Origin of the sequence: Serratia sp. AS12, assembly GCF_000214195.1 — a bacterium.
GTDB classification, from domain to species: domain Bacteria; phylum Pseudomonadota; class Gammaproteobacteria; order Enterobacterales; family Enterobacteriaceae; genus Serratia; species Serratia plymuthica.
Genome location: NC_015566.1, coordinates 1,784,903 through 1,810,853, shown reverse-complemented (window position 1 = coordinate 1,810,853; position 25,951 = coordinate 1,784,903). Strand labels below are relative to the sequence as shown.

Sequence of the window (25,951 nt, the reverse complement as noted above, 5' to 3'; positions counted from 1 at the left end):
CTTAAGAGAGAGAGTTAGTGTGAAAGCTGACAACCCCTTCGATCTGATATTACCTGCGGCAACGGCGAAAATCGCTGAAGATGCAGGTGTGTATAAAGCCACCAAGCATCCGCTGAAAACTTTTTATTTGGCGATCACTGCCGGCGTCTTTATTTCCATCGCGTTCGTATTTTATATCACTGCGACTACCGGCACTGCCGGTGTGCCCTTCGGCCTGGCAAAACTGGTCGGCGGCATCTGTTTCTCTCTGGGGTTAATGCTGGTCGTGGTCTCAGGTGCAGACCTGTTCACCTCAACCGTGCTGATTGTGATTGCCAAGGCCAGCGGCCGTATCAGTTGGTCCCAACTGGCAGCCAACTGGTTGAATGTCTATATCGGCAACCTGATTGGCGCCCTGTTATTTGTGGCACTCATCTGGTTTTCCGGCGAACACATGGTGGCCAACGGCCAATGGGGCCTGAACGTCCTGCAAACCGCTGACCACAAGCTGCACCACACTTTTATTGAGGCGGTCTGCCTCGGTATTCTGGCTAACCTGATGGTTTGCCTGGCAGTGTGGATGAGTTATTCCGGCCGCAGCCTGATGGACAAAATGTTCGCCATGATCCTGCCGGTCGGCATGTTCGTCGCCAGCGGTTTCGAACACAGCATCGCCAATATGTTTATGATCCCTATGGGTATCGTGGTTAAACACTTCGCCACGCCGGAGTTCTGGCAAGCCGTAGGGGCAACACCCGAGCAGTTTGCTCATCTGACCGTAAGCAACTTCATCATCGACAATCTGATCCCAGTCACCATTGGCAATATCATTGGCGGCGGCCTGCTGGTTGGGTTGACTTACTGGGTAATTTATCTGCGTGGTGGTGAACAACAGCATTAAGCTGTTAATGACCGTGCGCCGAGTTAGAAATCCACAATTAAAGGTAGGTGTATAATGACCGAACTTAACGAGAAGTTAGCCAAAGCTTGGGAAGGTTTCAGCAAAGGTGACTGGCAGAATGAAGTCAACGTTCGTGACTTCATCCAGAAAAACTACACTCCTTACGAGGGTGATGAATCCTTCCTGGCTGGCGCAACTCAGGCCACCTCCACCCTGTGGGACAAGGTTATGGAAGGGATCAAACTGGAGAACCGCACCCATGCGCCAGTTGATTTCGACACCAACGTCGTCGCTACCATCACTTCCCATGACGCAGGCTACATTGCCAAAGAGCTGGAAACCATCGTTGGCTTGCAGACCGACGAGCCACTGAAACGCGCGCTGATCCCATTCGGCGGCATCAAAATGGTTGAAGGTTCTTGCAAGGTTTATGGCCGCGAACTGGATCCACAGCTGAAAAAAGTCTTCACCGACTACCGTAAGACCCACAACCAGGGTGTATTCGACGTTTACACCAAAGACATCCTGAACTGCCGCAAATCCGGCGTGCTGACCGGTCTGCCGGATGCCTACGGCCGTGGTCGTATCATCGGTGATTACCGCCGCGTTGCACTGTACGGTATCGACTTCCTGATGGCCGACAAGCTGAATCAGTTCAAGTCATTGCAGAGCAAGCTGGAAAACGGCGAAGATCTGGAAATGACCATTCAGCTGCGTGAAGAAATCGCTGAACAACACCGCGCTCTGGCCCAGATTAAAGAAATGGCCGCCAAATACGGCTGCGACATCTCCAGCCCAGCGACTACCGCGCAAGAAGCCGTGCAGTGGACCTACTTCGGCTACCTGGCCGCGGTGAAATCCCAGAACGGTGCAGCAATGTCCTTCGGCCGCGTGTCCACCTTCCTTGACGTGTTCATCGAACGCGATATCAAAGCGGGCAAGTTGAACGAAGAGCAAGCGCAGGAATTGATTGACCACCTGGTAATGAAACTGCGTATGGTGCGCTTCCTGCGTACCCCTGAGTATGATGAGCTGTTCTCCGGCGACCCAATTTGGGCGACTGAATCCCTGGCGGGTATGGGCGTTGACGGCCGTACGCTGGTCACCAAAAACAGCTTCCGTTTCCTGAACACCCTGTACACCATGGGGCCGTCTCCGGAACCGAACATGACCATCCTGTGGTCTGAAAAGCTGCCGTTGAACTTCAAGAAATACGCGGCGAAAGTGTCTATCGATACCTCCTCCGTACAGTACGAAAACGACGACCTGATGCGCCCTGACTTCAACAACGATGACTATGCCATCGCCTGTTGCGTCAGCCCGATGATCGTCGGCAAACAAATGCAGTTCTTCGGTGCCCGCGCCAACCTGGCGAAAACCATGTTGTACGCCATCAACGGCGGCGTTGATGAAAAACTGAAAATCCAGGTAGGCCCGAAAGAAGCGCCAATGATGGACGACGTGCTGGACTATGACAAAGTCATGGAACGCATGGACCACTTTATGGACTGGCTGGCCAAACAGTACGTGACCGCGCTGAACATCATTCACTACATGCACGACAAGTACAGCTATGAAGCTGCGCTGATGGCCCTGCATGACCGTGACGTTTACCGCACCATGGCCTGCGGCATCGCCGGTCTGTCGGTAGCGGCCGACTCCCTGTCTGCCATCAAGTACGCCAAAGTCTCCACCATCCGTGATGAAGACGGCCTGGCGACCGACTTCAAAATCGAAGGTGAATACCCGCAGTTCGGTAACAACGATGCCCGCGTTGATGACATCGCCTGTGACCTGGTAGAACGTTTCATGAAGAAAATTCAGAAACTGCGTACCTACCGTAATGCGGTACCGACCCAGTCCGTACTGACCATCACCTCTAACGTGGTGTACGGCAAGAAAACCGGTAACACTCCAGATGGTCGTCGCGCAGGCGCTCCATTCGGTCCTGGTGCCAACCCAATGCACGGCCGCGACCAGAAAGGCGCAGTAGCATCCCTGACCTCGGTAGCCAAACTGCCGTTTGCTTACGCGAAGGACGGGATCTCCTACACCTTCTCCATCGTGCCAAACGCTCTGGGTAAAGATGACGACGTGCGTAAAGCCAACCTGGCGGGCCTGATGGACGGTTACTTCCATCACGAAGCCTCCATCGAAGGCGGCCAGCACCTGAACGTCAACGTGATGAACCGTGAAATGCTGCTGGAAGCGATGGAAAACCCTGAGAAATACCCTCAGCTGACTATCCGCGTATCCGGTTATGCCGTACGTTTCAACTCGCTGACCAAAGAACAACAGCAAGACGTGATTACTCGTACTTTCACCCAGTCGATGTAATTGCCCCATCCGGGCGGTTTTTCCCGCCCGGTGGTTAAGCTGAATACCGGGGCCGGATCTTTCCGGCCTTTTTAACAAACGCAGTTTCCCTGACTCATCACGAGTCTGTTTTGCCAGATAGCTATACTGAATGAAAGTGATGGATATCCGGCAAAACAGTTATCCGGCGTAACAACCGGCCAGCAGGAATCGTTCCACCCCAGCCGCCGGGCCCACCCGGTTGCTGCATCGCTGATCCCTGGCCGGCGGTTATGAGCCTATTTTTAGACTGCGTTTGACAGTCAATATTGGAGAACCCCCTGCAATGTCAGTGAACGGCCGTATCCACTCCTTCGAATCCTGTGGCACCGTCGACGGTCCCGGGATCCGCTTTATCGTTTTCTTCCAGGGTTGCCTGATGCGCTGCCTGTATTGCCATAACCGCGACACCTGGGACACTCATGGCGGCAAAGAAGTCACCGTAGAAGAGCTGATGAAAGACACCGTCGCTTATCGGCACTTTATGAACGCTTCCGGCGGCGGTGTGACGGCCTCCGGTGGCGAAGCCATTTTGCAGGCCGAGTTTGTCCGTGACTGGTTCCGTGCCTGCCAGCAGGAAGGTATCAATACCTGCCTGGATACCAACGGTTTTGTGCGTCGTTACGATCCGGTGATCGACGAGTTGCTGGACGCCACCGATCTGGTGATGCTGGATCTGAAACAGATGAACGACGACATTCATCAGAACCTGGTCGGCGTCTCCAACCACCGCACGCTCGACTTCGCCCGCTATCTGGCGAAGCGCAATCAGCGCACCTGGATCCGTTATGTGGTGGTTCCCGGTTGGTCCGACGATGACAAATCAACGCACATGCTGGGTGAGTTCACCAAGGACATGACCAACATCGAGAAAATCGAGCTGCTGCCCTATCACGAACTCGGTAAGCACAAATGGGTAGCGATGGGGGAAGAGTACAAGCTGGACGGCGTCCATCCACCAAAAGCGGACACGATGGATCGCGTCAAAGGCATTCTGGAAAGCTACGGCCATAAAGTGATTTATTGATCTTTTTGCCGAGATCAAAAAACCGGCGCAATGGCCGGTTTTTTGATCTCAGGCAGCAGCCAGCGGAGTCTGGTGATGGTTTGGCTTTTTCAGCAACATCATCAGATACACCAGCGCAACGGCAGCAATCATCACAAACAACAGGCGGTCGGAATAATTCTGCATCAACAATGCCGTCATTGACGGGCCAAGCAGGCTGCCGATAGTGTAGCTCATCAGCAACGCCTGATTCATCGCCACCAACTCATGCGGCAGCGCTTTCTCGCAGGCCCAGGACATCGCCACCGGGTACAACGTGAAACCGGCACAGCCGAGAATAAACAGCGCCGGCGCCATGGCATAGTTGCCGAGCATCGCCACACTGGCGAGGATTACCACAAACACCTGAATGCGCAGCACCAACAGGCGACCATAGCGATCGGCCAGGCGCCCTACCGGCCACTGCCCGACAATACCGGAGCTGACCAGCAGCGCCATCCAGTAACCGACGTTGGCGTCGCTCATACCCTGGTGGGATAAATACAGCGGCATCAGGCCATACAGTGAGCCGAGTACAATACCGGAGATAATGCAACCATTGATGCCCAGCCGCGCGCTGCGGCGTTTCAGCATTGGCCATACCGCCGCCTGCTGCGGTTCGTCATGCTGGCTGTTAACCCGTGCAAACAGCATGGGCAGCATGGCGCAGATGATGATGGTAGCCACCCACGGCACCACGTTCAGCAATTCGGTCGATACCAGGCTCAACAGCAGTTGACCAATCACGGTGCCAAGATAGTAAACCATCATATAGGCCGCCAACAGTTGCCCGCGGTTGGACAGGTTACCACTGCGCAGTAAGGCGCTTTCAACGATCACCCAAATCCAGGCGCAGCCAATGCCGGCAAAGAAACGCCAACCCATCCAGCTCCAAAAATCGAGCGACAGCGCCATACCGGCCGTCGCGACGGCAAACACCACGCAGGCAAGATGATAGCTGCGGGTAAAGCCGATGCGTTTGATCAGTTTGCCCGCTATCAGCGTGCCTACCAGGTTGCCGGTAAAGTAAGAAGAACTCACCATCCCCACCTGGCCGGTTGACAACTGAGCGTGAGTCAACCAAAGAGGGACTAACGTATTCAATACGGCAATAGAAACCGTGAGCAATAACAGGCCGCAGAGCAGCAGGAGCACTGGGCGGGAATATGCGGACATAATGAAATTGAAACCGAACGCGCGATGAGAGTGCGCGCATCATGCCACTGGCGATAAAAAAGTCAATCCGCTCTTATCTATGCACCGCACAATTTGTTTCACTCCCGGCAGCAGGGGCAACGCGGAGCAAAAAGGGCTATGCTGACGGCAGAAGAAATTCACTCCCGCAGAGGCATAATGAAACAGACTATCGATAATGCCGTCGGCACATTGCTGGCGGATATAGGCAGCACCCATGGTGAACTTCTGGACGTAGTGCAACGTGTTCGCCAGGTGGTTGCGGCAACCGGTGGCGACGTCAGTGAATCGGTAAAATATGGCGGCATCATGTTTGCCCATACGGCGTTTTTCTGCGGCGTGTTCGCCTACAGCGGCCATGTGACGGTTGAGTTTGGCCGGGGCTATCTGCTCGAAGACCGCCATCGGATGCTGGAGGGCGGGGGTAAGTATCGCCGGCATATCAAGCTTTATTCGGTTGCCGATGTAGAGGCAAAACATCTGGCAAATTACGCCAGACTGGCCTATGAGCTTGAGCCTCCACGCTAAAACCGGCGTGCATCTGCGGCGCACCATAAGGATAAGATGATGAAAAAACGTGCCATTCAGATCGTCCCCAGCCGCCTCCGTGGTATGGAAATGGTAACGGCGGACACAGATTTTTCCTTTGGTCGCCATACTCACGACCAGTTTGGCATTGGCCTGATGGATCGTGGCGCCCAGAAATCGCTAAGCGGCAGAGGCCGCGTTGAATCATCCGCAGGGGACATCATCACCGTGAACCCCGGAGAAGTGCATGACGGCTCTCCCCTCGCCGGTACCAGAGCCTGGCGCATGATCTACTGCCACCCGGAACGGCTCAATCAATGCTTCGCGGATATCAGCGAGGGGAGATTTACCTCTGGGGAATTCAGCCGCCCGGTTTTCAGCAATCATCAACTGGCCGCCTGCTTTAACCGGCTGTTCTGCGCCGTAACGCAAAGTGATGCGCTGGCCGCCCAAGAAACTTTGCTGGTCATGACCGCAGCCCTGGCTGAAATCCCGCATCCCCCTTTAGCCTTCCCTCAAGATGGCATTGTCCGCGCAAGGGAAATGATTGACGACGGACCAGGCAGCCCACTGACGTTGGCCGAGTTGGCCGCCGAAGCCGGCCTGAGCCAATACCAACTCTTACGCGGGTTCAAACGCCGCACCGGTCTGACGCCACATGCTTATCTGCTGCAACGCCGTCTGTTGCTGGCGCGCCGACTTATTCTCGCCGGTGACGGGCTGGCGGAGGTGGCCGATGCCTGCGGCTTCGCCGATCAAAGCCACATGACACGCCTGTTCGTCAGGAGTTTTGGGTACACTCCCGGCTCTTTCTCCCGGCAATCAGCCTGAACTTTGCCGCTGCAAAGGCGGGCTGCAATTTCGTTCAAGACTGTATGGCTCCTTCACCTGAAACTGGGTGCCAATTATCGCCAAAAGGAGCTTTACCCGTGAATGCAGATTTCCTGTTCACCTCATTGCTGATCGTCATTTCGCCGGGGACCGGCGCGCTGATTACCCTGTCCACCGGGCTGCAGCAAGGTACGCGCAGCGCCCTGGTAGCGGCTGCGGGCTGCACCCTGGGCGTATTGCCCCATATGCTGGCTGCAGTGACCGGATTGGCCGCACTGTTGCAAACCAGTGCCCTGGCCTTTGGCTTGGTGAAGTACCTTGGCGTGGTTTATTTGTTGTTTATGGGGTGGGAAACGCTGCGTGAAAAAGGGCCGCTGGCCCTGTCTCAGACCAATTCGCCTTCCACAGACGGCGCTCTGGTGCGGTATGCCGTCGTAGCCAACGCACTCAACCCCAAACTGTCCATTTTCTTTCTGGCGTTTCTTCCACAGTTTATCACCGTGGGAGATGCACATCCTGCCCGCACCATGCTGATACTTTCCGCGGTATTCGCCGTAATGACGTTCGTGATTTTCTCTCTTTATGGCGCCTTTGCCGCTCGCGTCCGGCATCGCATTCTGGGGAATGCTCGCGTGATGCACTGGATACGCTGGTCGGTTTCCCTGGCATTTATCGGTCTCGCCATCAAATTGGCGTTGACCAGCCACTGACCCGCTGATTTTCAGACATAAAAAAAGCGCCCGCAGGCGCTTTCTTATTGGTTTGCTTATCAGCCGATATATTCCAGACCATTCATGTAAGGGCGCAGAACTTCCGGCACCTGAATGCGGCCGTCGGCCTGCTGGTAGTTTTCCAGCACGGCTACCAGCGTACGCCCCACAGCCAGACCAGAACCGTTCAGCGTGTGCACCAAACGCGGTTTCTTCTCGGTTTTGCTGCGGCAACGTGCCTGCATGCGGCGCGCCTGGAAATCCCACATGTTTGAACAGGAAGAGATTTCACGGTAGGTGTCTTGCGCCGGCAGCCACACTTCCAGATCGTAGGTCTTGCAAGCGCCGAAGCCCATGTCACCGGTACACAGCAAGACTTTACGGTACGGCAGGTTCAGCAGTTGCAGCACTTTCTCGGCATGGCCGGTCAGTTCTTCCAACGCCGCCATGGAATCTTCCGGGCGAACGATCTGTACCATCTCGACCTTGTCGAACTGGTGCATGCGGATCAAACCACGGGTGTCACGCCCATACGAACCGGCTTCCGCACGGAAACATGGCGTGTGCGCGGTCATCTTCAGCGGCAAGGATTCCTCTTCCAGGATCTCGTCGCGCACCAGATTGGTCAACGGCACTTCCGCCGTTGGGATCAGCGCATAGTTGCTGCTGTCGGACTCTTCTTCCAACGGTTTGGTATGGAACAGATCATCGCCAAACTTCGGTAACTGACCGGTGCCATACAACGTGGCGTGGTTGACCAGGTACGGCACGTAGGCTTCCAGATAGCCGTGTTGTTCCGTATGCAGATCCAGCATGAATTGCGACAGCGCGCGGTGCATGCGGGCGACCTGCCCTTTCATCACCACAAAGCGTGAACCCGTCAATTTTACCGCTGCAGCGAAATCCAGCCCACCGGCCATTTCACCCAGATCGACGTGATCGCGCACCTGGAAATCGTACTGGCGCGGTTCGCCCCAGCGGCACACTTCCTGGTTCTCGCTGTCATCTTTACCGTTCGGCACGGCATCGTCAGGCAGGTTCGGCAACGTCAGGGCGTAATCGCGGATTTCGGTCTGCAAGGTATCCAATGCGGCCTTGGCAACATCCAGCTTATCACCCAGTTCGTTCACTTCACGACGCAGCGGCTCAATGTCTTCCCCGCGTGCTTTAGCCGCGCCGATGGATTTCGATCGGGAGTTACGTTCTGCCTGCAGCGTTTCGGATTCTACCTGCAGAACTTTGCGGCGCTCTTCTTGCGAACGCAGCAGATCCAGATCGAGTTTAAAGCCTCGGCGAGCCAGTTTGACGGCGACTGCGTCTAGCTCATTACGCAGCAGATTGGGATCGAGCATGCTAATCCTGTGCTTATTGTTATTGAAAGAAAATTTGTCGTTTTATACGGCTGAATATAAGCCGTATAAAGAAAGAGTGATGCCCGGTAACCTTACCGCAACGGCAACGCTAGCGGTAGCGTTTTGTCGGGCTATTTTGATCCTGCTCAGCCAGCCATGCCAGCTTTTCACCGATTTTGCCTTCCAGTCCGCGTGCGGTCGGATGATAGTAACGGGTCTTGGCCATTTCAGGTGGGAAATAGTCCTCCCCGGCGGCATAAGCATTGGGTTCGTCGTGCGCGTAGCGATACTCCGCGCCTAACCCCATTTCCTTCATCAGCTTGGTCGGCGCATTGCGCAGGTGCTCCGGTACGTCGTAATCAGCCATCTCTCGGGCGTCGCGCATCGCCGCTTTGAAAGCGGTGTACACGGCGTTGCTTTTCGGCGCGCAGGCCAGATAGACGATGGCCTGGGCAATTGCCCGTTCGCCCTCCGCCGGGCCGACGCGGGTAAAGCAATCCCAGGCCGCAATCGCCACCTGCATGCCGCGCGGATCGGCATTGCCGACATCCTCGGACGCAATCGCCAACAGGCGACGCGCCACATACAGCGGATCGCCACCGGCGGTAATAATGCGCGCATACCAGTACAGCGCGGCATCCGGTGCCGAACCGCGCACCGATTTATGCAGCGCCGAGATCAAATCGTAATAACGATCGCCTTTATTGTCGAAGCGCGCACTGCGTTCACCGGAGACCTCTTTTAACAATGACGGCGTCAAAACGCGGATGCCTTTGGCGTCGATTTCCGCCATATCCGCCATCATCTCCAGGCTGTTCAGCGCCCGGCGCGCATCGCCGCCCACCAGCTCCGACAGCATGCGGCGCGTCTCTTCGGGCAGCTCGATATTCTGGCCACCGAACCCCCGGCTATTGTCCTTCATCGCCTGATCCAGCACCTGGCTGATATCTTCGGCGGTCAGCGCTTTCAACAAATACACCCGGGCGCGTGAAAGCAGCGCCGAATTGAGCTCAAAAGACGGGTTTTCGGTCGTCGCGCCGATAAAGGTGATGGTGCCATCTTCAATATGCGGCAGGAAAGCATCCTGCTGGCTTTTATTGAAGCGGTGCACCTCATCGACAAACAAAATAGTGCGGCGACCGGCGTCACGGTTCTGTCGTGCGCGTTCGATCGCCTCGCGGATCTCTTTGATGCCGGACGTGACGGCGGAAATCCGCTCGACATCCGCCTGGCCGTAACGACCGATCAGCTCTGCCAGCGTCGTTTTCCCGGTGCCCGGCGGCCCCCACAGAATCATCGAATGCAGTTGCCCTGCCTCGATGGCACGCGGCAAAGGCTTGCCGGCAGCCAGCAAGTGTTGCTGGCCGATGTACTGCGCCAGCGTGGTTGGCCGCATTCGCGCGGCCAACGGCTGGAACTCATTCTGGGAAAAATCGAGCGACATATTACTCACGCGGGCCTCACTGGCGCTGGTCGTCCAGCGTCACCCCCTTCGGCGGGGTAAATTTGAATTTGGCAGCGTCAACAGCGGTGTTTTGCTGACTTTTCAGCGCGTAAGAGCTGCGCTGGCCGTCCTGCTCAACTGCGGCAAAACTGCGGATAGTCCCGCTGTTGGTCACAGTAATGGCGAACTGTTTCAGGTTACCGCTGCTGGATTTTGGCGTCAGCTCAAAATCGTCGCCTTTCTGCTTCACATTATACTGTTTCCAGTCATTGGCATCGTTGCGGGTGATCAGCATAAACGGCGTGTTGCCGGTGGCATTTTTCAGCCAGGTGGCAGTGACCTGCTCGACAAACGGGTTATAAAACCACAGGGTTTGGCCATCCGATACCAGCACGCTCTCGTCAGGTGAGGTCATGTGCCAGTTAAACAGATTCGGGCGTTTCACCCACAATTCGCCTTCGCCCTGCTGTACCGCAGCGCCATCGCTGCTGGTCACGGTCTGGGAGAAACTGGCGTGGAAACTGTTCACTTTCGCCAGACGACTTTGCAGATCCTGTGCGGCGTCGGCCAGCACAGAGGTGGAAGCGAATCCCGAAAGCAGACAACAGGCAACCAACAGTTTTTTCATTATTCCAGATACCTTATGAAATGCGTTAACCGCAAGGCGGTGCCGTGCGGGTCAAATTAACCCTTAACCAACGTTACTTTACCCGAAGCCACAAGCCGGCAGATAGGCCAATGTTCCGAGAAGCAGACGGGTTTACGCTTCTTTGCACAAGGGCCGCTAAGCGGCCCTTTATTATTGAATAACAACGATTAAAGCTTCATCAGTCATGCCGTGGCGGTGCCAGCACCTCGCGGTTGCCGTTATGCCCCTGCTCGCTGACAATGCCCTGAGCTTCCATCTGTTCGATGATGCGCGCAGCGCGGTTATAGCCGATGCGGAACTGACGCTGCACGCCGGAGATAGAGGCGCGGCGTTTATCCACCACAAACTCCACCGCCTGATCAAACAGCGGATCCAGCTCTTCGTCACCTTCCAGGCCGCCACCAGCGCCACCCTCACCGTCGTCACCGGCGCTGAGGATACCCTCTTTATATTGAGGCCGCTCACGCGCTTTCCAATCCTTGACCACCGCATGCACTTCCTGATCGCGCACAAATGCACCATGCACACGTACAGGAATGGAGGAGTTAGGCGCCAGATACAGCATGTCACCCATCCCCAGCAGAGATTCGGCACCGCCCTGATCGAGGATAGTGCGTGAGTCAATCTTGCTGGATACGGTAAAGGCGATACGGGTTGGGATGTTGGCCTTGATCAGGCCGGTGATCACATCCACCGACGGACGCTGGGTCGCCAGCACCAGGTGGATCCCCGCAGCACGTGCTTTCTGTGCCAAACGAGCGATCAGTTCCTCAACCTTCTTGCCCACCGTCATGATCAGATCGGCGAATTCGTCCACCATCACCACGATGTAAGGCTCTTTCTCCAACACCGGCGGCGTAATGTCCATGCTATCGCTTGGCTTCCAGAAAGGATCCGGGATCGGGCGCCCCATCGCTTCAGCCTGATCAACGCGTTCGTTATAACCGGCCAGGTTACGCACGCCGAGTGCAGACATCAGCTTGTAGCGACGCTCCATCTCCGCAACACACCAACGCAGGGCGTTAGCGGCGTCTTTCATATCGGTCACAACGTCCGTCAACAGGTGCGGGATGCCTTCATAAACCGACAGTTCCAGCATTTTCGGGTCAATCATGATAAAGCGCACTTCTTTCGGTGTGGCCTTATACAAGATGCTCAGGATCATGGCATTGACCCCAACCGACTTACCGGAGCCCGTGGTACCCGCCACCAGCAGGTGTGGCATTTTAGCCAAATCGGCCACCACCGGCTCACCGGAAATGTCTTTACCCAGAACGATCGCCAGCGGCGACGGATTGTCGCGGAACGCTGGGCAATCCAGCACTTCGCGCAGATAAACCGTCTGACGCTTAACGTTAGGCAACTCCAATCCGACATAAGGCTTGCCGGGAATGACCTCTACCACACGCACGGCGGAAGTTGACAGGGAGCGCGCCAGATCGCGTGACAGGTTGGAAATCCGCGCGGCCTTGACCCCCGGTGCCAAATCCAGCTCAAAGCGGGTAATAACCGGGCCAGGTAAAATATCCACTACGTCGGCTTTCACCCGGTAGTCGGCCAAACTCGCTTCCACCAAACGCGCCTTCTGCTCCAACGCGAAAGAGTCCACCGGCTCCACCTCTTTCGGGGCTTCGGTCAGCAGATCCAGCGTCGGCAACGGCGTGGTCGGTTTTTGCAACGGCATATCGTTGCGCATCAGGAACGGATGAATCAGGCTGTCCATCGCCGGCTGCTGCGGTGTGGCCGGAGCCGGTTGCGCCACAGGTTGCTGATAAGCTGGCGGTTGCTGCGGTACCGGCTGCTGCTGTGGTGCTTGCTGGTAAGCAGGTTGAGCAGGCTGGTATGGCTGCGGCGCCGGAGTCTGAGACGGCGGCGAATAAGCCGGTGCCGCTGGCTCAAACTGGCCAAAGGGGACATCTTCTTCACGTTCGCTTTGCTGCTCGATACGCTCTTCAAGCTGCGGCGACAGAGTGAACAAGGGTTCACTCGGGCTATCATCGACCAAATCATCCATCGGCGAGAAGCTGAACGCGTTGCGGGTATCTACCGGATTGGCGATCGGCGCCGATGGCACAGGCTCCTGCTGGCCATAGCGTGCCTGCTGTTGCTCGGCAAACGCCTGACGCAACGCCGCTTCCTGCAAGGCTTGCTCATCATCTTGATTCTCTTGCGGGTATTCCTCACCGTAGCGCTGGCTTTGCTGTTCGGCAAACGCCTGACGCAGCGCCGCTTCCTGCAAGGCTTCTTCATCTTGCTGATGGCTTTCCGCAGTTTGCAGCGGTTGATCATCGCGGGGACGCTGTTCCTGCTCGGCTACACGCTGCGAAGGCAGTTTGATGCCGTAAGAAGCCAGCTCGCGCCGGGTAGGAATACGCACCGGATTCGGCCGCGGCAACTCGGGGCCGATGCCCTGTTTCACCTGCGAGTTACCGTCGCTGGTGGCCGTAAAGGCCGGCATAAAGGTATTGGCGGCAACGACCGCCGCTGCGGCTTCTGCCTGCGGTTTCATGCTGCCAAACGCCGTAACGTCAGGCTCGCCGGCACTAAAGCCGGTCGAGATGCCAACGTCAACGTTGTCACGCTGAGCCGCAGAGAAATCAAACGGTGAGCGATCACGCGGCTGAGATACGGCCGGTGCGTCCCAATGTCCCAAACGCGGCTCGTCATCGTCCCGGTAAGGATCGGCCGGGCGCGTCATTTTCGGCGCTGGCGTCTCTTCAGGGATTTCAAACGAATACAACGGTGGCGCGGCGTTCTCCACCGCAGCACTCATCGGGTGTTGGTTCACCGAGGCCGGAGCCGTTGGCGCTGCCGTTACTGCGGGTGCCGTCACCGGGGCCGCTATCGGCGCGGGAGCAGGCGTTACCGGCGTGCTGACAGCCGCCGGCGCGACAGGTGCCACATCGGCATCGTCGTTAGCCCGCAAGCCGTTGAGCAGCGGATCTTCAGCCTCTTCTGCTGCGGTGTTGGCGGCATCCGTTACCGAAGGTGCAGAGAACAGTACGTCATCTTCCGCTTCCGCCGCATTGGCCGCAACCGCAGAGGCGGCTACAGCAACGGCTGCACCCTTCCCTGCCGGCTCCGGCTCGTCGTCCACGTAGCGGTCGTCATCGTCGCGATAACGCTCCTCACGGCGTGAACGGTTGGTCATGAAAGTGGCCGTACCCAGCACCACACCGCCGATTCTCTCGGCGATCACCAACCAGGACCAGCCGGTAAACAGCGTGAGCCCTGCGGCCCATACGCACAATAATGCCAGCGTTGCGCCAATGCCGTTGAACCACGGCAGCATGGCGTTGCTCAGCAAACTGCCGATAACGCCGCCGGAAGCGAAGTAATAGAGATCGTCGACATTCAGTGCCGCCAGGCCACACGAGGTGAGCACCAGCGCCAGCGTGCCGATAAGGCGCAGTGAGAGCGCAAAATAGTCGATGTAATCGCCGCTGTCGCGCTGACGGTAAGCCGCCCAGCACAAAACCAGCATGATCGGCGGTATTGCGTAAGCAAGTACCCCGAAGGTGAAGAACAGCGTGTCGGCCATCCAGGCTCCGACGCCACCGCCCAGGTTATGAATCGGCTCATGCCACGCGGTCTGCGACCAACTTGGGTCAGACGGATTGAAACTGACCAAGGCAGCCATGAGGTAAACGGCAAAAATGGCTACCACAATCAACACAGCTTCAAGCAAACGGCGGCCACTGCTGAGTTTTTTCAGGGTAACTTCTTTATCTTCTGTATATTCCTGGCTCAAGAAAGGCTCTCCAGGTTCCTGTTAGCTGACATAGCAACAGCGCCGAGAAGCTTCCCCGGCGCCGAAACTGTATGAATAAACAGGAGTGTAACCAATTTAATCAGGTTTTGCACCTGCACCTTACCGTGTTTTGATAACCAGACGGTTACTCTGTTTGACTTCTTCCATGACCACGTACGTACGGGTATCGTTAACCCCCGGCAGACGCAGCAAGGTTTCACCGAGCAACTTACGGTAAGCCGACATATCCGGCACGCGGGTTTTCAACAGATAGTCGAAATCACCGGACACCAGATGACACTCCTGAATTTCTTCAAGTTTTTGAACTGCTGAGTTAAATTGCTCAAACACATCCGGCGCACCGCGGTTCAGCGTGATTTCCACGAAAACCAGCAAAGACGCATCCAGATAATGCGGGTTGAGCAAGGCGGTATAGCCATGAATAAAACCCTGGCGCTCGAGGCGGCGCACGCGTTCTAAACATGGGGTTGGGGATAGCCCCACGCGCTTCGAAAGCTCAACGTTCGAAATACGCCCATCCTTCTGCAGCTCATTCAGGATATTGCGGTCGATACGGTCGAGATCTTTACCCGGGCGTTTCTTATTGTCTGCCATTATTATTGTCTCTCTTATTTTCTTCCCTGCACTTGCCACACCCTAGCCAACGTCAATGTGTAAGGGCTTGTTCCAAGCGAAGACCCGATGCCTGTCATATGCTTCACTACCATCATTCATCGTTGTGCAACCTGTCTGTCAACCCTGCACAACGGATTCAAATGACGTTCATCTCAAGAAGGAAATTGCCTTCGCTGACGCGATGTTCCCCTCACCTGCCGCTCTCCGCTTCGACAATGGCGCAAAATTCCGCACCGCCGCCGCAAATACGTACGATTTACTGTAGGTAGGGGGATAATTTCTTCTTCCTATGATGTTTTCGCAAATGCGCAGCGGATTGTCAAAGTAAAAGAAGCAAAATCAGAAGAACCTGCCGTCATGAAAAGTCAGCACCCCATTTTTAGTTATGAATCGCTGGCTTAACCCTCGCAGAGCAAAGCGGCTTAAACCCGGTAAATCTGGTGTCTCAGGCAGAACGAACGCATAACGTCGGCAAGTGGCTTCCATAAGTTAAATTGCTGCGTTTTACGCTCGTTTTGGCGGCAAAACAATAATTAATAGGTCACGGCTATCAAACAAATCGTTAACAACATCTGCTGACGCTTTTTTTAATGTCGCATTTTCCCTACAATCGGTTTCATTGTCCGCATTGTGGGAAAAGAGGGTATTCATGGGCACGGCTAAACATAGCAAATTACTGATCCTGGGTTCCGGCCCGGCCGGCTACACCGCCGCGGTTTACGCAGCGCGCGCAAACCTGAGCCCGGTACTGATTACCGGTATGGAACAAGGTGGCCAGCTGACCACCACTACCGAAGTGGAAAACTGGCCTGGTGATGCCGAAGGCTTGACCGGCCCGGCACTGATGGAGCGCATGCGCGAGCACGCTGAAAAATTCCAGACCGAGATCGTGTTCGATCACATCAACAGCGTCGATCTGCAGAACCGTCCGTTCCGCCTGTTCGGCGACAGTGGCGAATACACCTGTGACGCTTTGATCATCGCCACCGGCGCATCTGCCCGTTACCTGGGCATGCCTTCCGAAGACGCCTTCAAGGGCAAAGGCGTTTCCGCCTGCGCGACCTGTGACGGTTTCTTCTACCGCAATCAGAAAGTTGCGGTCGTCGGCGGTGGCAATACCGCCGTGGAAGAAGCGTTGTATTTGTCCAACATCGCCGCTGAAGTTCATCTGATCCACCGCCGCGACAGCTTCCGCTCAGAGAAGATCCTGATCGACCGGCTGATGGAGAAAGTGAAAAACGGCAATATCGTGCTGCATACCGACCATACGCTGGATGAAGTGCTGGGCGATCAGATGGGCGTTACCGGCGTGCGTATTCGCAGTACCAAAGCGGATAATGCAACGCAGGAACTGGCGCTGGCCGGCGTATTTATCGCCATCGGACACAGCCCGAACACCAGCATCTTCGGTGGCCAACTGGAGTTGGAAAACGGCTATATCAAGGTTCAGTCCGGTATTCACGGCAACGCCACCCAGACCACCATTCCTGGCGTATTCGCCGCGGGTGACGTGATGGACCATATCTACCGTCAGGCGATCACTTCCGCCGGCACCGGCTGTATGGCAGCGTTGGACGCTGAGCGTTACCTGGACGGCATCGCTGGCGCAGAAGTGCTGTAACGGCAGGCTCTGTTATCCTGAAAAGCGGCTGCTTCAGCCGCTTTTTTTGTACCTTAAATATGAGCGGACGGGCATTCAATGCAAAACCTTCTTCACTGGCGCTTGCTGGTCGCCGTGGCCGACAGCGGCAAAATTACGCTGGCGGCAAATCAGTGCGGCATGACCCAGTCCGGCGCCAGCCAGGCTATCGCTCAATTGGAAAACGCCCTAAGTACGCAGTTGTTTGTCCGCCTGCCACATGCAGTGACGCTGACACAAAGCGGGGAACGAATTGTCATCCATGCCCGCGCCATGCTCGCCGAACTCGATGCGATCCAAAACTACGCGCTGCAGGCGAAAAGTGCGCACTCGGGCAAAATTCGTCTGGCCAGCTTTCCTTCGGCATTTGCCCTCTTGCTTCCGCCGCTATTGCGTAAATTCCGCCGCCTCTACCCCGCCATTGAGCTGATTCAGTTGGAAGGCACCGATCAAGAAGTGGAAAACTGGCTGGCACTGGAAACCGCCGACGTCGGCGTGGTGTTGAACCCAAAAGAAGAAAGACAAGGCTATCCTCTGGGACAAGATCTGTGGCTTGCGGTTACCGCCAGCGACCACCCGCTGGCCAGGGGTCGACAACCGGTGGATTTTAAGGCACTGGCCGGGTTGCCCTTCGTGCTGGCTACCGGCGGCTGCAGCCTCAACGCGCAACGGTTGGCACAGCAGGCCGGTCTTGCACTGGCTGACATACGTGTGACCGTCAGCGACTGGGGCACCGCGCTGACGCTGGTGCGCGAAGGCGTCGGCGTTTCGTTGATGCCTGCGTCAGTGATACCGGCCGATACCGCCGGCATTTGTGCCTTGCCGTTGAGCATCCCACTGTACCGTTATTTTGGCCTGGTCTGTTCGTTCACTGGCGCAAGCTCTGCGCCGGTACACACTCTGCTGCACTACCTGCGAGATCATCTGCCGTACCCCGTCAGTAGCTGAACTGATGACGGGTTTCTGACATTCTAATTTTTCTGCAGGCAGCACCGGCGGCATGCTGTCGGTTAAGCGATATCGCTTTTTGCCTCAGGAACTCTCATGAAACTCTATTTTGCACCCGACGCCTGTTCGCTATCCCCGCATATTGTTCTGCGAGAACTGGAATTGCCGTTTGAGCTCATCCGGGTCAATAACCGCAGCAAGCGCAGCGCCGACGGGAATGATTTTTATCAGATCAATCCCAAGGGTTACGTCGCCGCCCTGATGCTGGAAGATGGCCGGGTGATTACCGAAGGTGCTGCCATCGTGCAATATCTGGCGGATCTGCGCCCTGACGCCGCGCTGGCTCCTCCCAGCCATACCTTCGAGCGGGTGCGCTTGCAGGAATGGCTGAATTTCATCACCGCCGAGATCCACGCCGGAGCCAGCCCGCTATTCAATGCAACCCTGCAGGAAGAGGTCAAAACACTGTTCCGCGACAAGCTGCGTCGCCGCCTCGATTATGTCGCTCAGGTGTTGGATGGGCAGGATTTCCTGTTGGGGGATCGCTTTAGCGTGGCGGATGCCTATCTGTTTACCGTACTGCGTTGGATGGCCCCATTTTCCATCGAGTTAAAATACTGGCCTTCGTTAACCCGGTATATGGCGCAGATCGGTCAGCGTAAATCGGTGCAAGCCGCCCTGGCGGCGGAAGCGGCCAGCCGGGAGGTGAAATAACCCTCTCGACCAGAGTCTGTCATAGGGATATTTGACCGCTTTATTATTTTCAGTCTGCCGGGTGAAGAGGTAACATTAGCCTTCGCTTGTTCGCTTCAGGTTGAGGCAAACACTTTTTTTAACAGTACGTTAACCTTGCTTGTAACAACAGGCACCGGCGACGCAGACTCATATCTGATGAAAAAAACCAGACAGCAACAGTTAACCCGTTGGCTCAAAACTCAGAGCACGTTGGCGCAGCGTTGGCTGCGCCTTTCCATGCTGCTGGGGCTGATAAGCGGCATTCTGATTGTCGTGCAGGCATGGCTTTTAGCCGCCCTGCTCCACGCCCTGATTATCGAACACGCCCCGCGCGAACAGTTGATCCCCTCGTTTATCTGGTTGGCCGCCACCTTCGCGCTGCGCGCGTTGTTGAGCTGGCTGCGTGAACGCGTTGGTTTTATCTGCGGCCAGGTGGTCCGCCAGCGTATGCGCCAGCAGGTGCTGGATAAACTTCAGCAGCTCGGCCCCGCCTGGATCCAGGGTAAACCGGCGGGCAGTTGGGCCAGCATCATCGTTGAGCAGATCGAAGACATGCAGGATTATTACTCCCGCTATCTGCCGCAGATGTATCTGGCAGTGTTTATCCCGTTGCTGATCCTGATAACCGTATTTCCGATCAACTGGGCCGCCGGCCTGATTCTGTTGACGACTGCCCCGCTGATCCCGCTGTTTATGGCGCTGGTCGGCATGGGCGCCGCCGACGCCAACCGACGCAACTTTGTGGCGTTGGCGCGGCTGAGCGGCAATTTCCTCGATCGCCTGCGCGGGTTGGATACGCTGCGCCTGTTTAACCGGGCTGAAGCGGAAACCGCGCAGATCGCCAAGTCGTCCGAGGATTTCCGCAGCCGCACCATGGAAGTGCTGCGCCTGGCGTTCCTGTCATCGGCGGTGCTGGAGTTCTTTGCCTCTATCTCCATCGCCGTGGTGGCGGTCTATTTTGGCTTCTCCTTCCTTGGCGAGCTGAATTTCGGCAGTTACGGCACCGGCGTTACGCTGTTTGCCGGCTTCCTGGTACTGATTCTGGCACCGGAGTTTTTCCAGCCGCTGCGCGATCTGGGCGCTTTCTATCATGCCAAAGCACAGGCCGTGGGCGCCGCAGAAGCGTTGGAAACCTTCCTCGGCGCCGAAGGCGAGCAAAGGGGCACTGGCACGCTGGAGCTGAACACCGACGCACCGCTGGAGCTAAAAGCGCAGGATCTGGAAATTTTGTCGCCAAACGGCGTGCTGCTGGCCGGCCCTCTGAGTTTCACCCTGCCCGCACACCAGCGCATTGCTCTGGTCGGGTTGAGCGGCGCCGGCAAAAGTTCCCTGCTGAATCTGCTGCTCGGCTTCTTGCCTTACCGCGGTTCACTGACGGTCAACGGCACCGAGCTGTGTGAGCTGTCGGCAGAAGGCTGGCGTCGGCAGCTCGGCTGGGTGGGACAAAACCCGCACCTGCCGGCGCAAACGTTACGGGCAAATATTCTGCTGGGCCACCCACAGGCGAGTGAAGCCCAATTGCAACAGGCGGTGGAGCAGGCTTACGTCAGCGAGATCTTGCCGCATTTGCCGCTGGGTCTGGACACTGAGGTCGGCGATAGCGCCGCACGGCTGTCCGTCGGCCAGGCACAACGCGTGGCGGTCGCCCGGGCGCTCATCAGCCCACGCCGTTTACTGTTGCTGGATGAGCCTGCCGCCAGCCTCGACGCTCACAGCGAGCGACGAGTCATGCAGGCGCTCAACGCAGCCTCGTATCAGCAAACCACCCTGCTGGTCACACACCAGTTGGAAGATACCGAAGATTACGACCAGATCTGGGTCATGGAAGGCGGGCGGATCGTGCAGCAAGGCGATTACGCCACGCTGAGCGCCCAACCGGGGTTGTTCGCCAATCTGATCGCACACCGCAGCGGGGAGCTATAATCATGCGCGTTTTGCTGCCGTTCCTGGCGCTATACCGTCGTCACAGCCTGCTGATCTGCCTGGGCATCCTTCTGGCCATCGTCACGCTGCTGGCCAGTATCGGCCTGCTGGCGCTTTCCGGCTGGTTCCTCGCCGCATCGGCGCTCGCCGGGCTGGCGGGCCTGTTTACCTTCAACTACATGTTGCCGGCTGCCGGCGTACGCGGTGCAGCCATCTTCCGTACCGCCGGGCGTTACGCCGAGCGAGTGGTCAGCCACGACGCCACCTTCCGCGTTCTTTCTCATCTGCGGGTATTTACCTTTAAAAAGATCCTGCCGCTGTCACCGGGCGGCATTGCCCGTTTCCGGCAGGCCGATCTGCTTAACCGGCTGGTGGCGGATGTCGATACACTGGACCATCTGTATCTGCGGGTGATCTCGCCGTTAGTCAGCGCCGCGGTGGTGATCCTGGTGGTCACCTACGGCCTCAGTTGGCTGGACAGCTCGCTGGCCCTGACGCTGGGCGGAATTTTGTTGCTGCTGCTGTTGCTGGTGCCGCCGGTATTCTACCGCGCCGGCAAGCCGATTGGCGGCCAACTGACCGCCCTGCGCAGCCAGTACCGCACCGATCTGACCGCCTGGCTGCAGGGCCAGGCCGAACTGGTGGTGTTCGGCGCAGTCAACGATTTCCGCGCCAGTCTGGATGCCACTGAACGGCACTGGCAGCGCCGCCAATGGCAACAGGCTTCGCTGGGGGGGATCGCGCAGGGGGTAATGATCCTGGCCAGCGGCCTGACGGTGACGCTGTTGCTGTGGCTCACCGCCGGCGGCATCGGTGGCGATACCCAACCCGGCGCGCTGATTGCGTTGTTCGTGTTTGCCGCGCTGGCCTCGTTTGAAGCGCTGATGCCGGTCGCCGGTGCCTTCCAGCATCTCGGCCAGGTCATCGCTTCCGCCACACGGGTGAAACAGGTTATCGATCGGCAGCCGGAGGTCACCTTCCCGGCCAGCGGTCCGGCGGCCGGGAACGGCGCCGCGTTAAGCCTGCAACAGCTCACCTTTACCTATCCCGGCCAACCTCTGCCGGTATTGCAAAACGTCACACTGGAGATTGCCGCCGGCGAACACATTGCGCTGCTCGGGCGCACAGGCTGCGGCAAATCGACCCTGTTGCAGTTGTTAACCCGTGCCTGGAACGCCGATAGCGGCAGCATGCTGCTCAACGGCCAGCCGCTCAGCGCCTATGATGAAACTACGCTGCGCCAGATGACCACCGTCGTCAGCCAGCGGGTGCATATTTTCAGCAACACGCTGCGGGAAAACCTGCGCATCGCCGCCCCGAAGGCGCCCGATGAACAGTTACGCGACGTACTGTGCCAGGTCGGGCTGGAAAAGTTGTTGGAAAACGAAGGGCTAAACGCCTGGCTGGGAGATGGCGGCCGCCAGCTTTCCGGCGGTGAACAACGTCGCCTGGGTATCGCTCGCGCGTTGTTGCACCAGGCGCCGCTGCTGTTGCTCGACGAACCGACCGAGGGTCTGGACGCCGAAACCGAGCAGCAGACCCTGGCGCTGTTGCGCCGGCACTGCCAGGGTAAAACGCTGATCCTGGTGACTCACCGCCTGTATGGGCTCGAGCATCTTGACCGCATCTGCGTAATGGACGGCGGCCGGATTGTCGAACAGGGCGACCACCTTACCCTGATGCGCCGGCAAGGGCGTTATGCCCGTTTCCGCCAGCGCATCAGCGGAATACCGCTTGAAAATGGCCTGTAGAGGACGCTGAGACCTTTTATGCGTATTGTTAAGCTGTCACCGCAGTCACTCGCGTTTCCCTCGCCAGAGGGCGCACTGCGCGATCCTAACGGCCTGCTGGCCATTGGCGGCGACCTGACGGCGCCGCGTTTGCTGGCCGCCTATGAGCGCGGTATCTTCCCCTGGTTCTCGCCGGGGGAAGCCATTCTGTGGTGGTCACCTGACCCACGTGCAGTGTTATTCCCGGCGCAATACCATATCAGCCGCAGCCTGAAACGCTTTCTGAGCGGCAATCCGTTTCGCATTACGCTAAATCACGACTTTGCAGCGGTGATTGCCGCCTGCGCCGATCGGCCGCATGAGGGCACCTGGATAGGCCCGGAGGTGCAACGCGCCTATCTGCATCTGCACCACCTCGGCCTCGCTCATTCAGTCGAGGTATGGCAGGGTAAAGAGCTGGTAGGCGGCATGTACGGCGTGGCGCAGGGCGCGCTGTTCTGCGGCGAATCGATGTTTAGTCGCACCACCAACGCCTCCAAGTGCGCGCTATTGGCTTTTTGTCGGCATTTTGCCGCTTATGGCGGAGAATTGATTGACTGTCAGGTGCTTAACGCTCACACTGCCACGCTGGGAGCGAGAGAAATCCCCCGCCGCCAATTTTTACAGCAGCTCAGTAACCTTCAGCGCAAGCCGTTAGCACCGGAATGCTGGGCAGCGCAAGTCTTACCCCCACAGCAGGCTGAACCACCCTCCCCAACAAACTAATTTTGCGGAAACGGTGCAATGTTCACCGACACGTCTTTACATAATGTGGGTTTTTCGGCATTATCTTGCCGGTTAAAAACTAAGGTAGTTAGACCTAGAGGATTCGATGGCCAAAGAAGACAATATTGAAATGCAGGGCACCGTTCTTGATACGCTGCCGAACACCATGTTCCGCGTTGAATTGGAAAACGGGCACGTGGTAACCGCACATATCTCCGGTAAAATGCGTAAAAACTACATCCGCATCCTGACGGGCGACAAAGTCACTGTAGAGCTGACCCCGTACGACCTGAGCAAAGGCCGCATTGTCTTCCGTAGCCGTTAATCGGCTCACTCGTCGCCAGCCGATGGCGGCACCGAGGATGTAACCCCTCCGGAGCCCTTTCCGTTTACCCCCGTAGCAACGTTCAACATCGAGTTGCAAGAGCGCAGGTAAACCGAGAGGGCTCAGTCATTTTTGTAGTGGTGATGACAGATTTTCACCCATAAAAAAAGCGATGCCGAAGCATCGCTTTTTCATTATCTGCATATGGCCGGCCTTTAGTGCACCGCACCTTCATCCGCTTTGCGTTTCTGAGCGCTGAGGAAGTGGTAAGTCAGTTTCTGGTTGTCTTTGTCCAGCTCAACCTTCACCGAGCCACCGTCCACCAGTGAGCCGAACAGCAGTTCGTTGGCCAGCGGCTTCTTCAGGTTTTCCTGCATCACACGCGCCATTGGGCGAGCGCCCATCGCACGGTCATAGCCTTTCACCGACAACCAGTCACGCGCTTCGTCGCTCACTTCCAGCGACACGCCCTTCGCATCCAGCTGTGCCTGCAGTTCGACAATAAACTTATCGACAACCTGCTGGATCACCGTGGTCGACAGATGATTGAACCAAAGAATGTTGTCCAGACGGTTACGGAACTCCGGCGTGAACACTTTTTTGATCTCTTCCATCGCATCGGTGCTGTTGTCTTGCTGAACCAAACCGATCGATTTGCGTTCTGTTTCACGTACCCCGGCGTTGGTAGTCATCACCAGGATCACGTTGCGGAAGTCCGCCTTACGGCCGTTGTTATCGGTCAGGGTGCCGTTGTCCATGACTTGCAGCAGCAAATTGAACACATCCGGGTGCGCCTTCTCGATTTCATCCAGCAACACCACCGAGTGCGGATGTTTAAGCACCGCATCGGTCAGCAGCCCGCCCTGATCGTAACCGACGTAGCCCGGAGGCGCGCCAATCAGGCGGCTGACGGTATGGCGTTCCATATATTCGGACATATCAAAACGCAGCAGCTTGATATCCATCGCCTTCGCCAACTGCACCGTCACCTCGGTTTTCCCGACGCCGGTTGGCCCGGCAAACAGGAAGGAACCGACAGGTTTGCGATCGTGGCCCAAGCCCGCACGGCTCATTTTGATTGCTTCGGTCAAGGCTTCGATCGCCTGATCCTGACCGAACACCAGCATTTTCAGACGGTCGCCCAGGCTTCTCAGCACATCGCGATCGCTTGCCGACACGGTTTTTTCCGGGATACGCGCAATGCGCGCAACCACGGACTCAATGTCCGCAACGTTGACGGTTTTCTTGCGTTTGCTGATCGGCATCAGCCGGCTGCGAGCGCCCGCCTCGTCGATCACGTCGATAGCCTTGTCCGGCAGGTGACGATCGTTGATGTACTTCACCGACAGTTCAACGGCCGCACGCACCGCCTTGGCGGTATAACGCACGTCATGGTGCGCTTCGTACTTGGTTTTCAGGCCGTTGATAATCTGAATGGTCTCTTCCGGCGTCGGCTCGGTAATGTCGATTTTCTGGAAGCGACGGGCCAACGCACGGTCTTTTTCGAAAATGTTGCTGAATTCCTGATAGGTGGTGGAGCCAATCACCCGGATCTTGCCGCTGGAGAGCAGCGGTTTGATCAGGTTGGCCGCATCCACCTGCCCACCGGAAGCCGCACCGGCACCGATGATGGTGTGGATCTCATCGATAAACAGGATGCTGCTCTTGTCCTGCTCCAGCTGTTTCAGCAACGCCTTGAAACGTTTTTCGAAATCGCCGCGGTATTTGGTACCGGCCAGCAGCGAACCGATGTCCAGGGAATACAGCGTGCAATCCGCCATCACTTCAGGGACGTCGCCTTGCACGATACGCCAGGCCAGCCCTTCGGCAATGGCGGTTTTACCCACGCCGGACTCGCCGACCAACAGCGGGTTGTTTTTACGACGGCGGCACAGCACCTGAATAGCGCGCTCCAGCTCTGGGTCGCGGCCAATCAGGGGATCGATTCCGCCCACACGGGCCAACTGGTTGAGGTTGGTGGTGAAGTTTTCCATACGGTCTTCCCCTCCGGACTGCTCTTCGTTCACCGGGTTTTCCGCATTTGGCGCTTGGCCCGGCTCGTCTTTACGTGTGCCATGTGAAATGAAATTCACTACGTCAAGACGGCTGACGTCGTGTTTGCGCAGCAGATAAGCCGCCTGCGACTCCTGCTCGCTGAAAATCGCCACCAGCACGTTGGCACCGCTGACTTCGCTGCGGCCGGAAGATTGCACATGGAATACGGCACGCTGCAGCACGCGCTGGAAGCTTAGCGTCGGCTGAGTGTCGCGCTCTTCTTCGCTGGCAGGCAACGTCGGCGTGGTTTGTTCGATAAAGGCTTCCAGCTCCTGGCGCAAAGCGGCCAGGTCTACCGTACATGCCTCAAGCGCCTCTCGCGCGGCAGGGTTGCTGAGTAACGCCAGCAACAGGTGCTCCACGGTCATAAACTCGTGTCTGTGCTCACGCGCTCTGGCGAAAGCCATGTTGAGACTGAGTTCCAGTTCTTGATTGAGCATAAGCACCTCCCCAATA

At 57.0% G+C, this 25,951-nt stretch carries 20 protein-coding genes; 13 read left to right on the top strand and 7 right to left on the bottom strand.

Annotation, left to right across the window (positions count from 1 at the left end):
* Positions 1 to 19: 19 nt before the first annotated feature.
* From focA to pflA, 3 genes are all read left to right on the top strand, one after another.
* The gene (gene focA / locus SERAS12_RS08425) at positions 20 to 880 is read left to right on the top strand and encodes a formate transporter FocA (protein WP_004942626.1); all 861 of its coding nucleotides are present in this window, start codon (positions 20 to 22) and stop codon (positions 878 to 880) included.
* Positions 881 to 934: 54 nt separating this feature from the next.
* The gene (gene pflB, locus SERAS12_RS08420; protein ID WP_013812290.1) at positions 935 to 3,217 is read left to right on the top strand and encodes a formate C-acetyltransferase; all 2,283 of its coding nucleotides are present in this window, start codon (positions 935 to 937) and stop codon (positions 3,215 to 3,217) included.
* 304 nt (positions 3,218 to 3,521) lie between these two features.
* A complete protein-coding gene (gene pflA, locus SERAS12_RS08415; protein WP_013812289.1) occupies positions 3,522 to 4,262 on the top strand; it encodes a pyruvate formate lyase 1-activating protein in 741 nt (246 codons plus the stop codon).
* Positions 4,263 to 4,310: 48 nt separating this feature from the next.
* On the opposite strand, the gene SERAS12_RS08410 is transcribed toward pflA, so the two are convergent.
* On the bottom strand, positions 4,311 to 5,456 hold the full coding sequence (locus SERAS12_RS08410) for an MFS transporter (protein WP_013812288.1): 1,146 nt from the start codon (positions 5,454 to 5,456) through the stop codon (positions 4,311 to 4,313).
* 177 nt (positions 5,457 to 5,633) lie between these two features.
* On the opposite strand from SERAS12_RS08410, the gene SERAS12_RS08405 reads away from it, so the two are divergent.
* From SERAS12_RS08405 to SERAS12_RS08395, 3 genes are all read left to right on the top strand, one after another.
* Positions 5,634 to 6,002 carry a DUF1801 domain-containing protein gene (locus tag SERAS12_RS08405; protein WP_013812287.1) on the top strand — a complete coding sequence of 123 codons (369 nt, stop codon included), beginning with the start codon at positions 5,634 to 5,636 and terminating at the stop codon, positions 6,000 to 6,002.
* 39 nt (positions 6,003 to 6,041) lie between these two features.
* Positions 6,042 to 6,833, top strand: a complete 792-nt coding sequence (locus SERAS12_RS08400) for an AraC family transcriptional regulator (RefSeq protein WP_013812286.1) — start codon at positions 6,042 to 6,044, stop codon at positions 6,831 to 6,833.
* Between the two features lie 98 nt (positions 6,834 to 6,931).
* The gene (locus SERAS12_RS08395) at positions 6,932 to 7,543 is read left to right on the top strand and encodes a LysE family translocator (RefSeq protein ID WP_013812285.1); all 612 of its coding nucleotides are present in this window, start codon (positions 6,932 to 6,934) and stop codon (positions 7,541 to 7,543) included.
* Positions 7,544 to 7,602: 59 nt separating this feature from the next.
* Here SERAS12_RS08395 and serS read toward each other — a convergent pair whose 3' ends face one another.
* From serS to lrp, 5 genes are all read right to left on the bottom strand, one after another.
* The gene (serS, locus tag SERAS12_RS08390; RefSeq protein ID WP_013812284.1) at positions 7,603 to 8,895 is read right to left on the bottom strand and encodes a serine--tRNA ligase; all 1,293 of its coding nucleotides are present in this window, start codon (positions 8,893 to 8,895) and stop codon (positions 7,603 to 7,605) included.
* A 109-nt stretch (positions 8,896 to 9,004) separates the two neighbouring features.
* On the bottom strand, positions 9,005 to 10,348 hold the full coding sequence (locus SERAS12_RS08385) for a replication-associated recombination protein A (RefSeq protein WP_013812283.1): 1,344 nt from the start codon (positions 10,346 to 10,348) through the stop codon (positions 9,005 to 9,007).
* A 7-nt stretch (positions 10,349 to 10,355) separates the two neighbouring features.
* Positions 10,356 to 10,967: an outer membrane lipoprotein chaperone LolA gene (gene lolA / locus SERAS12_RS08380; RefSeq protein ID WP_013812282.1), complete on the bottom strand. Its 612-nt coding sequence runs from the start codon at positions 10,965 to 10,967 to the stop codon at positions 10,356 to 10,358.
* A 199-nt stretch (positions 10,968 to 11,166) separates the two neighbouring features.
* The gene (locus tag SERAS12_RS08375) at positions 11,167 to 14,739 is read right to left on the bottom strand and encodes a DNA translocase FtsK (protein ID WP_013812281.1); all 3,573 of its coding nucleotides are present in this window, start codon (positions 14,737 to 14,739) and stop codon (positions 11,167 to 11,169) included.
* A gap of 120 nt (positions 14,740 to 14,859) precedes the next feature.
* Complete coding sequence (lrp, locus tag SERAS12_RS08370; RefSeq protein WP_004928318.1) at positions 14,860 to 15,354, bottom strand: leucine-responsive transcriptional regulator Lrp; 495 nt, start codon at positions 15,352 to 15,354, stop codon at positions 14,860 to 14,862.
* A 670-nt stretch (positions 15,355 to 16,024) separates the two neighbouring features.
* Between lrp and trxB the strand changes: the two genes are divergently transcribed.
* The 7 genes from trxB to infA all read left to right on the top strand — a co-directional run bounded on the left by trxB (position 16,025) and on the right by infA (position 23,440).
* Positions 16,025 to 16,996: a thioredoxin-disulfide reductase gene (trxB, locus tag SERAS12_RS08365; protein ID WP_006324539.1), complete on the top strand. Its 972-nt coding sequence runs from the start codon at positions 16,025 to 16,027 to the stop codon at positions 16,994 to 16,996.
* A gap of 78 nt (positions 16,997 to 17,074) precedes the next feature.
* A complete protein-coding gene (locus SERAS12_RS08360) occupies positions 17,075 to 17,962 on the top strand; it encodes a LysR family transcriptional regulator (RefSeq protein WP_013812280.1) in 888 nt (295 codons plus the stop codon).
* Between the two features lie 96 nt (positions 17,963 to 18,058).
* Positions 18,059 to 18,676 (top strand): glutathione transferase GstA, encoded by a 618-nt coding sequence (gstA, locus tag SERAS12_RS08355; RefSeq protein WP_013812279.1) that lies wholly within the window; start codon positions 18,059 to 18,061, stop codon positions 18,674 to 18,676.
* Positions 18,677 to 18,853: 177 nt separating this feature from the next.
* Positions 18,854 to 20,620, top strand: coding sequence for a cysteine/glutathione ABC transporter permease/ATP-binding protein CydD (gene cydD / locus SERAS12_RS08350; protein ID WP_013812278.1), 1,767 nt, complete (start codon positions 18,854 to 18,856; stop codon positions 20,618 to 20,620).
* Positions 20,621 to 20,622: 2 nt separating this feature from the next.
* Positions 20,623 to 22,371 (top strand): cysteine/glutathione ABC transporter ATP-binding protein/permease CydC, encoded by a 1,749-nt coding sequence (gene cydC / locus SERAS12_RS08345; RefSeq protein WP_013812277.1) that lies wholly within the window; start codon positions 20,623 to 20,625, stop codon positions 22,369 to 22,371.
* Between the two features lie 18 nt (positions 22,372 to 22,389).
* The gene (gene aat / locus SERAS12_RS08340) at positions 22,390 to 23,115 is read left to right on the top strand and encodes a leucyl/phenylalanyl-tRNA--protein transferase (RefSeq protein ID WP_013812276.1); all 726 of its coding nucleotides are present in this window, start codon (positions 22,390 to 22,392) and stop codon (positions 23,113 to 23,115) included.
* Positions 23,116 to 23,221: 106 nt separating this feature from the next.
* Positions 23,222 to 23,440: a translation initiation factor IF-1 gene (infA, locus tag SERAS12_RS08335; RefSeq protein WP_002211347.1), complete on the top strand. Its 219-nt coding sequence runs from the start codon at positions 23,222 to 23,224 to the stop codon at positions 23,438 to 23,440.
* A gap of 215 nt (positions 23,441 to 23,655) precedes the next feature.
* On the opposite strand, the gene clpA is transcribed toward infA, so the two are convergent.
* Positions 23,656 to 25,935 (bottom strand): ATP-dependent Clp protease ATP-binding subunit ClpA, encoded by a 2,280-nt coding sequence (gene clpA / locus SERAS12_RS08330; RefSeq protein WP_013812275.1) that lies wholly within the window; start codon positions 25,933 to 25,935, stop codon positions 23,656 to 23,658.
* Positions 25,936 to 25,951 lie beyond the last annotated feature (16 nt).

What these genes read in the sequence shown, in the direction of transcription:
- pflB (WP_013812290.1), top strand. Translation starts at nt 935, where the DNA reads ATGACCGAACTTAACGAGAAGTTAGCCAAAGCTTGGGAAGGTTTCAGC.
- pflA (WP_013812289.1), top strand. Translation starts at nt 3,522, where the DNA reads ATGTCAGTGAACGGCCGTATCCACTCCTTCGAATCCTGTGGCACCGTC.
- SERAS12_RS08410 (WP_013812288.1), bottom strand. Translation starts at nt 5,456, where the DNA reads ATGTCCGCATATTCCCGCCCAGTGCTCCTGCTGCTCTGCGGCCTGTTA.
- SERAS12_RS08405 (WP_013812287.1), top strand. Translation starts at nt 5,634, where the DNA reads ATGAAACAGACTATCGATAATGCCGTCGGCACATTGCTGGCGGATATA.
- SERAS12_RS08400 (WP_013812286.1), top strand. Translation starts at nt 6,042, where the DNA reads ATGAAAAAACGTGCCATTCAGATCGTCCCCAGCCGCCTCCGTGGTATG.
- serS (WP_013812284.1), bottom strand. Translation starts at nt 8,895, where the DNA reads ATGCTCGATCCCAATCTGCTGCGTAATGAGCTAGACGCAGTCGCCGTC.
- lolA (WP_013812282.1), bottom strand. Translation starts at nt 10,967, where the DNA reads ATGAAAAAACTGTTGGTTGCCTGTTGTCTGCTTTCGGGATTCGCTTCC.
- lrp (WP_004928318.1), bottom strand. Translation starts at nt 15,354, where the DNA reads ATGGCAGACAATAAGAAACGCCCGGGTAAAGATCTCGACCGTATCGAC.
- trxB (WP_006324539.1), top strand. Translation starts at nt 16,025, where the DNA reads ATGGGCACGGCTAAACATAGCAAATTACTGATCCTGGGTTCCGGCCCG.
- SERAS12_RS08360 (WP_013812280.1), top strand. Translation starts at nt 17,075, where the DNA reads ATGCAAAACCTTCTTCACTGGCGCTTGCTGGTCGCCGTGGCCGACAGC.
- gstA (WP_013812279.1), top strand. Translation starts at nt 18,059, where the DNA reads ATGAAACTCTATTTTGCACCCGACGCCTGTTCGCTATCCCCGCATATT.
- cydD (WP_013812278.1), top strand. Translation starts at nt 18,854, where the DNA reads ATGAAAAAAACCAGACAGCAACAGTTAACCCGTTGGCTCAAAACTCAG.
- cydC (WP_013812277.1), top strand. Translation starts at nt 20,623, where the DNA reads ATGCGCGTTTTGCTGCCGTTCCTGGCGCTATACCGTCGTCACAGCCTG.
- aat (WP_013812276.1), top strand. Translation starts at nt 22,390, where the DNA reads ATGCGTATTGTTAAGCTGTCACCGCAGTCACTCGCGTTTCCCTCGCCA.
- infA (WP_002211347.1), top strand. Translation starts at nt 23,222, where the DNA reads ATGGCCAAAGAAGACAATATTGAAATGCAGGGCACCGTTCTTGATACG.
- clpA (WP_013812275.1), bottom strand. Translation starts at nt 25,935, where the DNA reads ATGCTCAATCAAGAACTGGAACTCAGTCTCAACATGGCTTTCGCCAGA.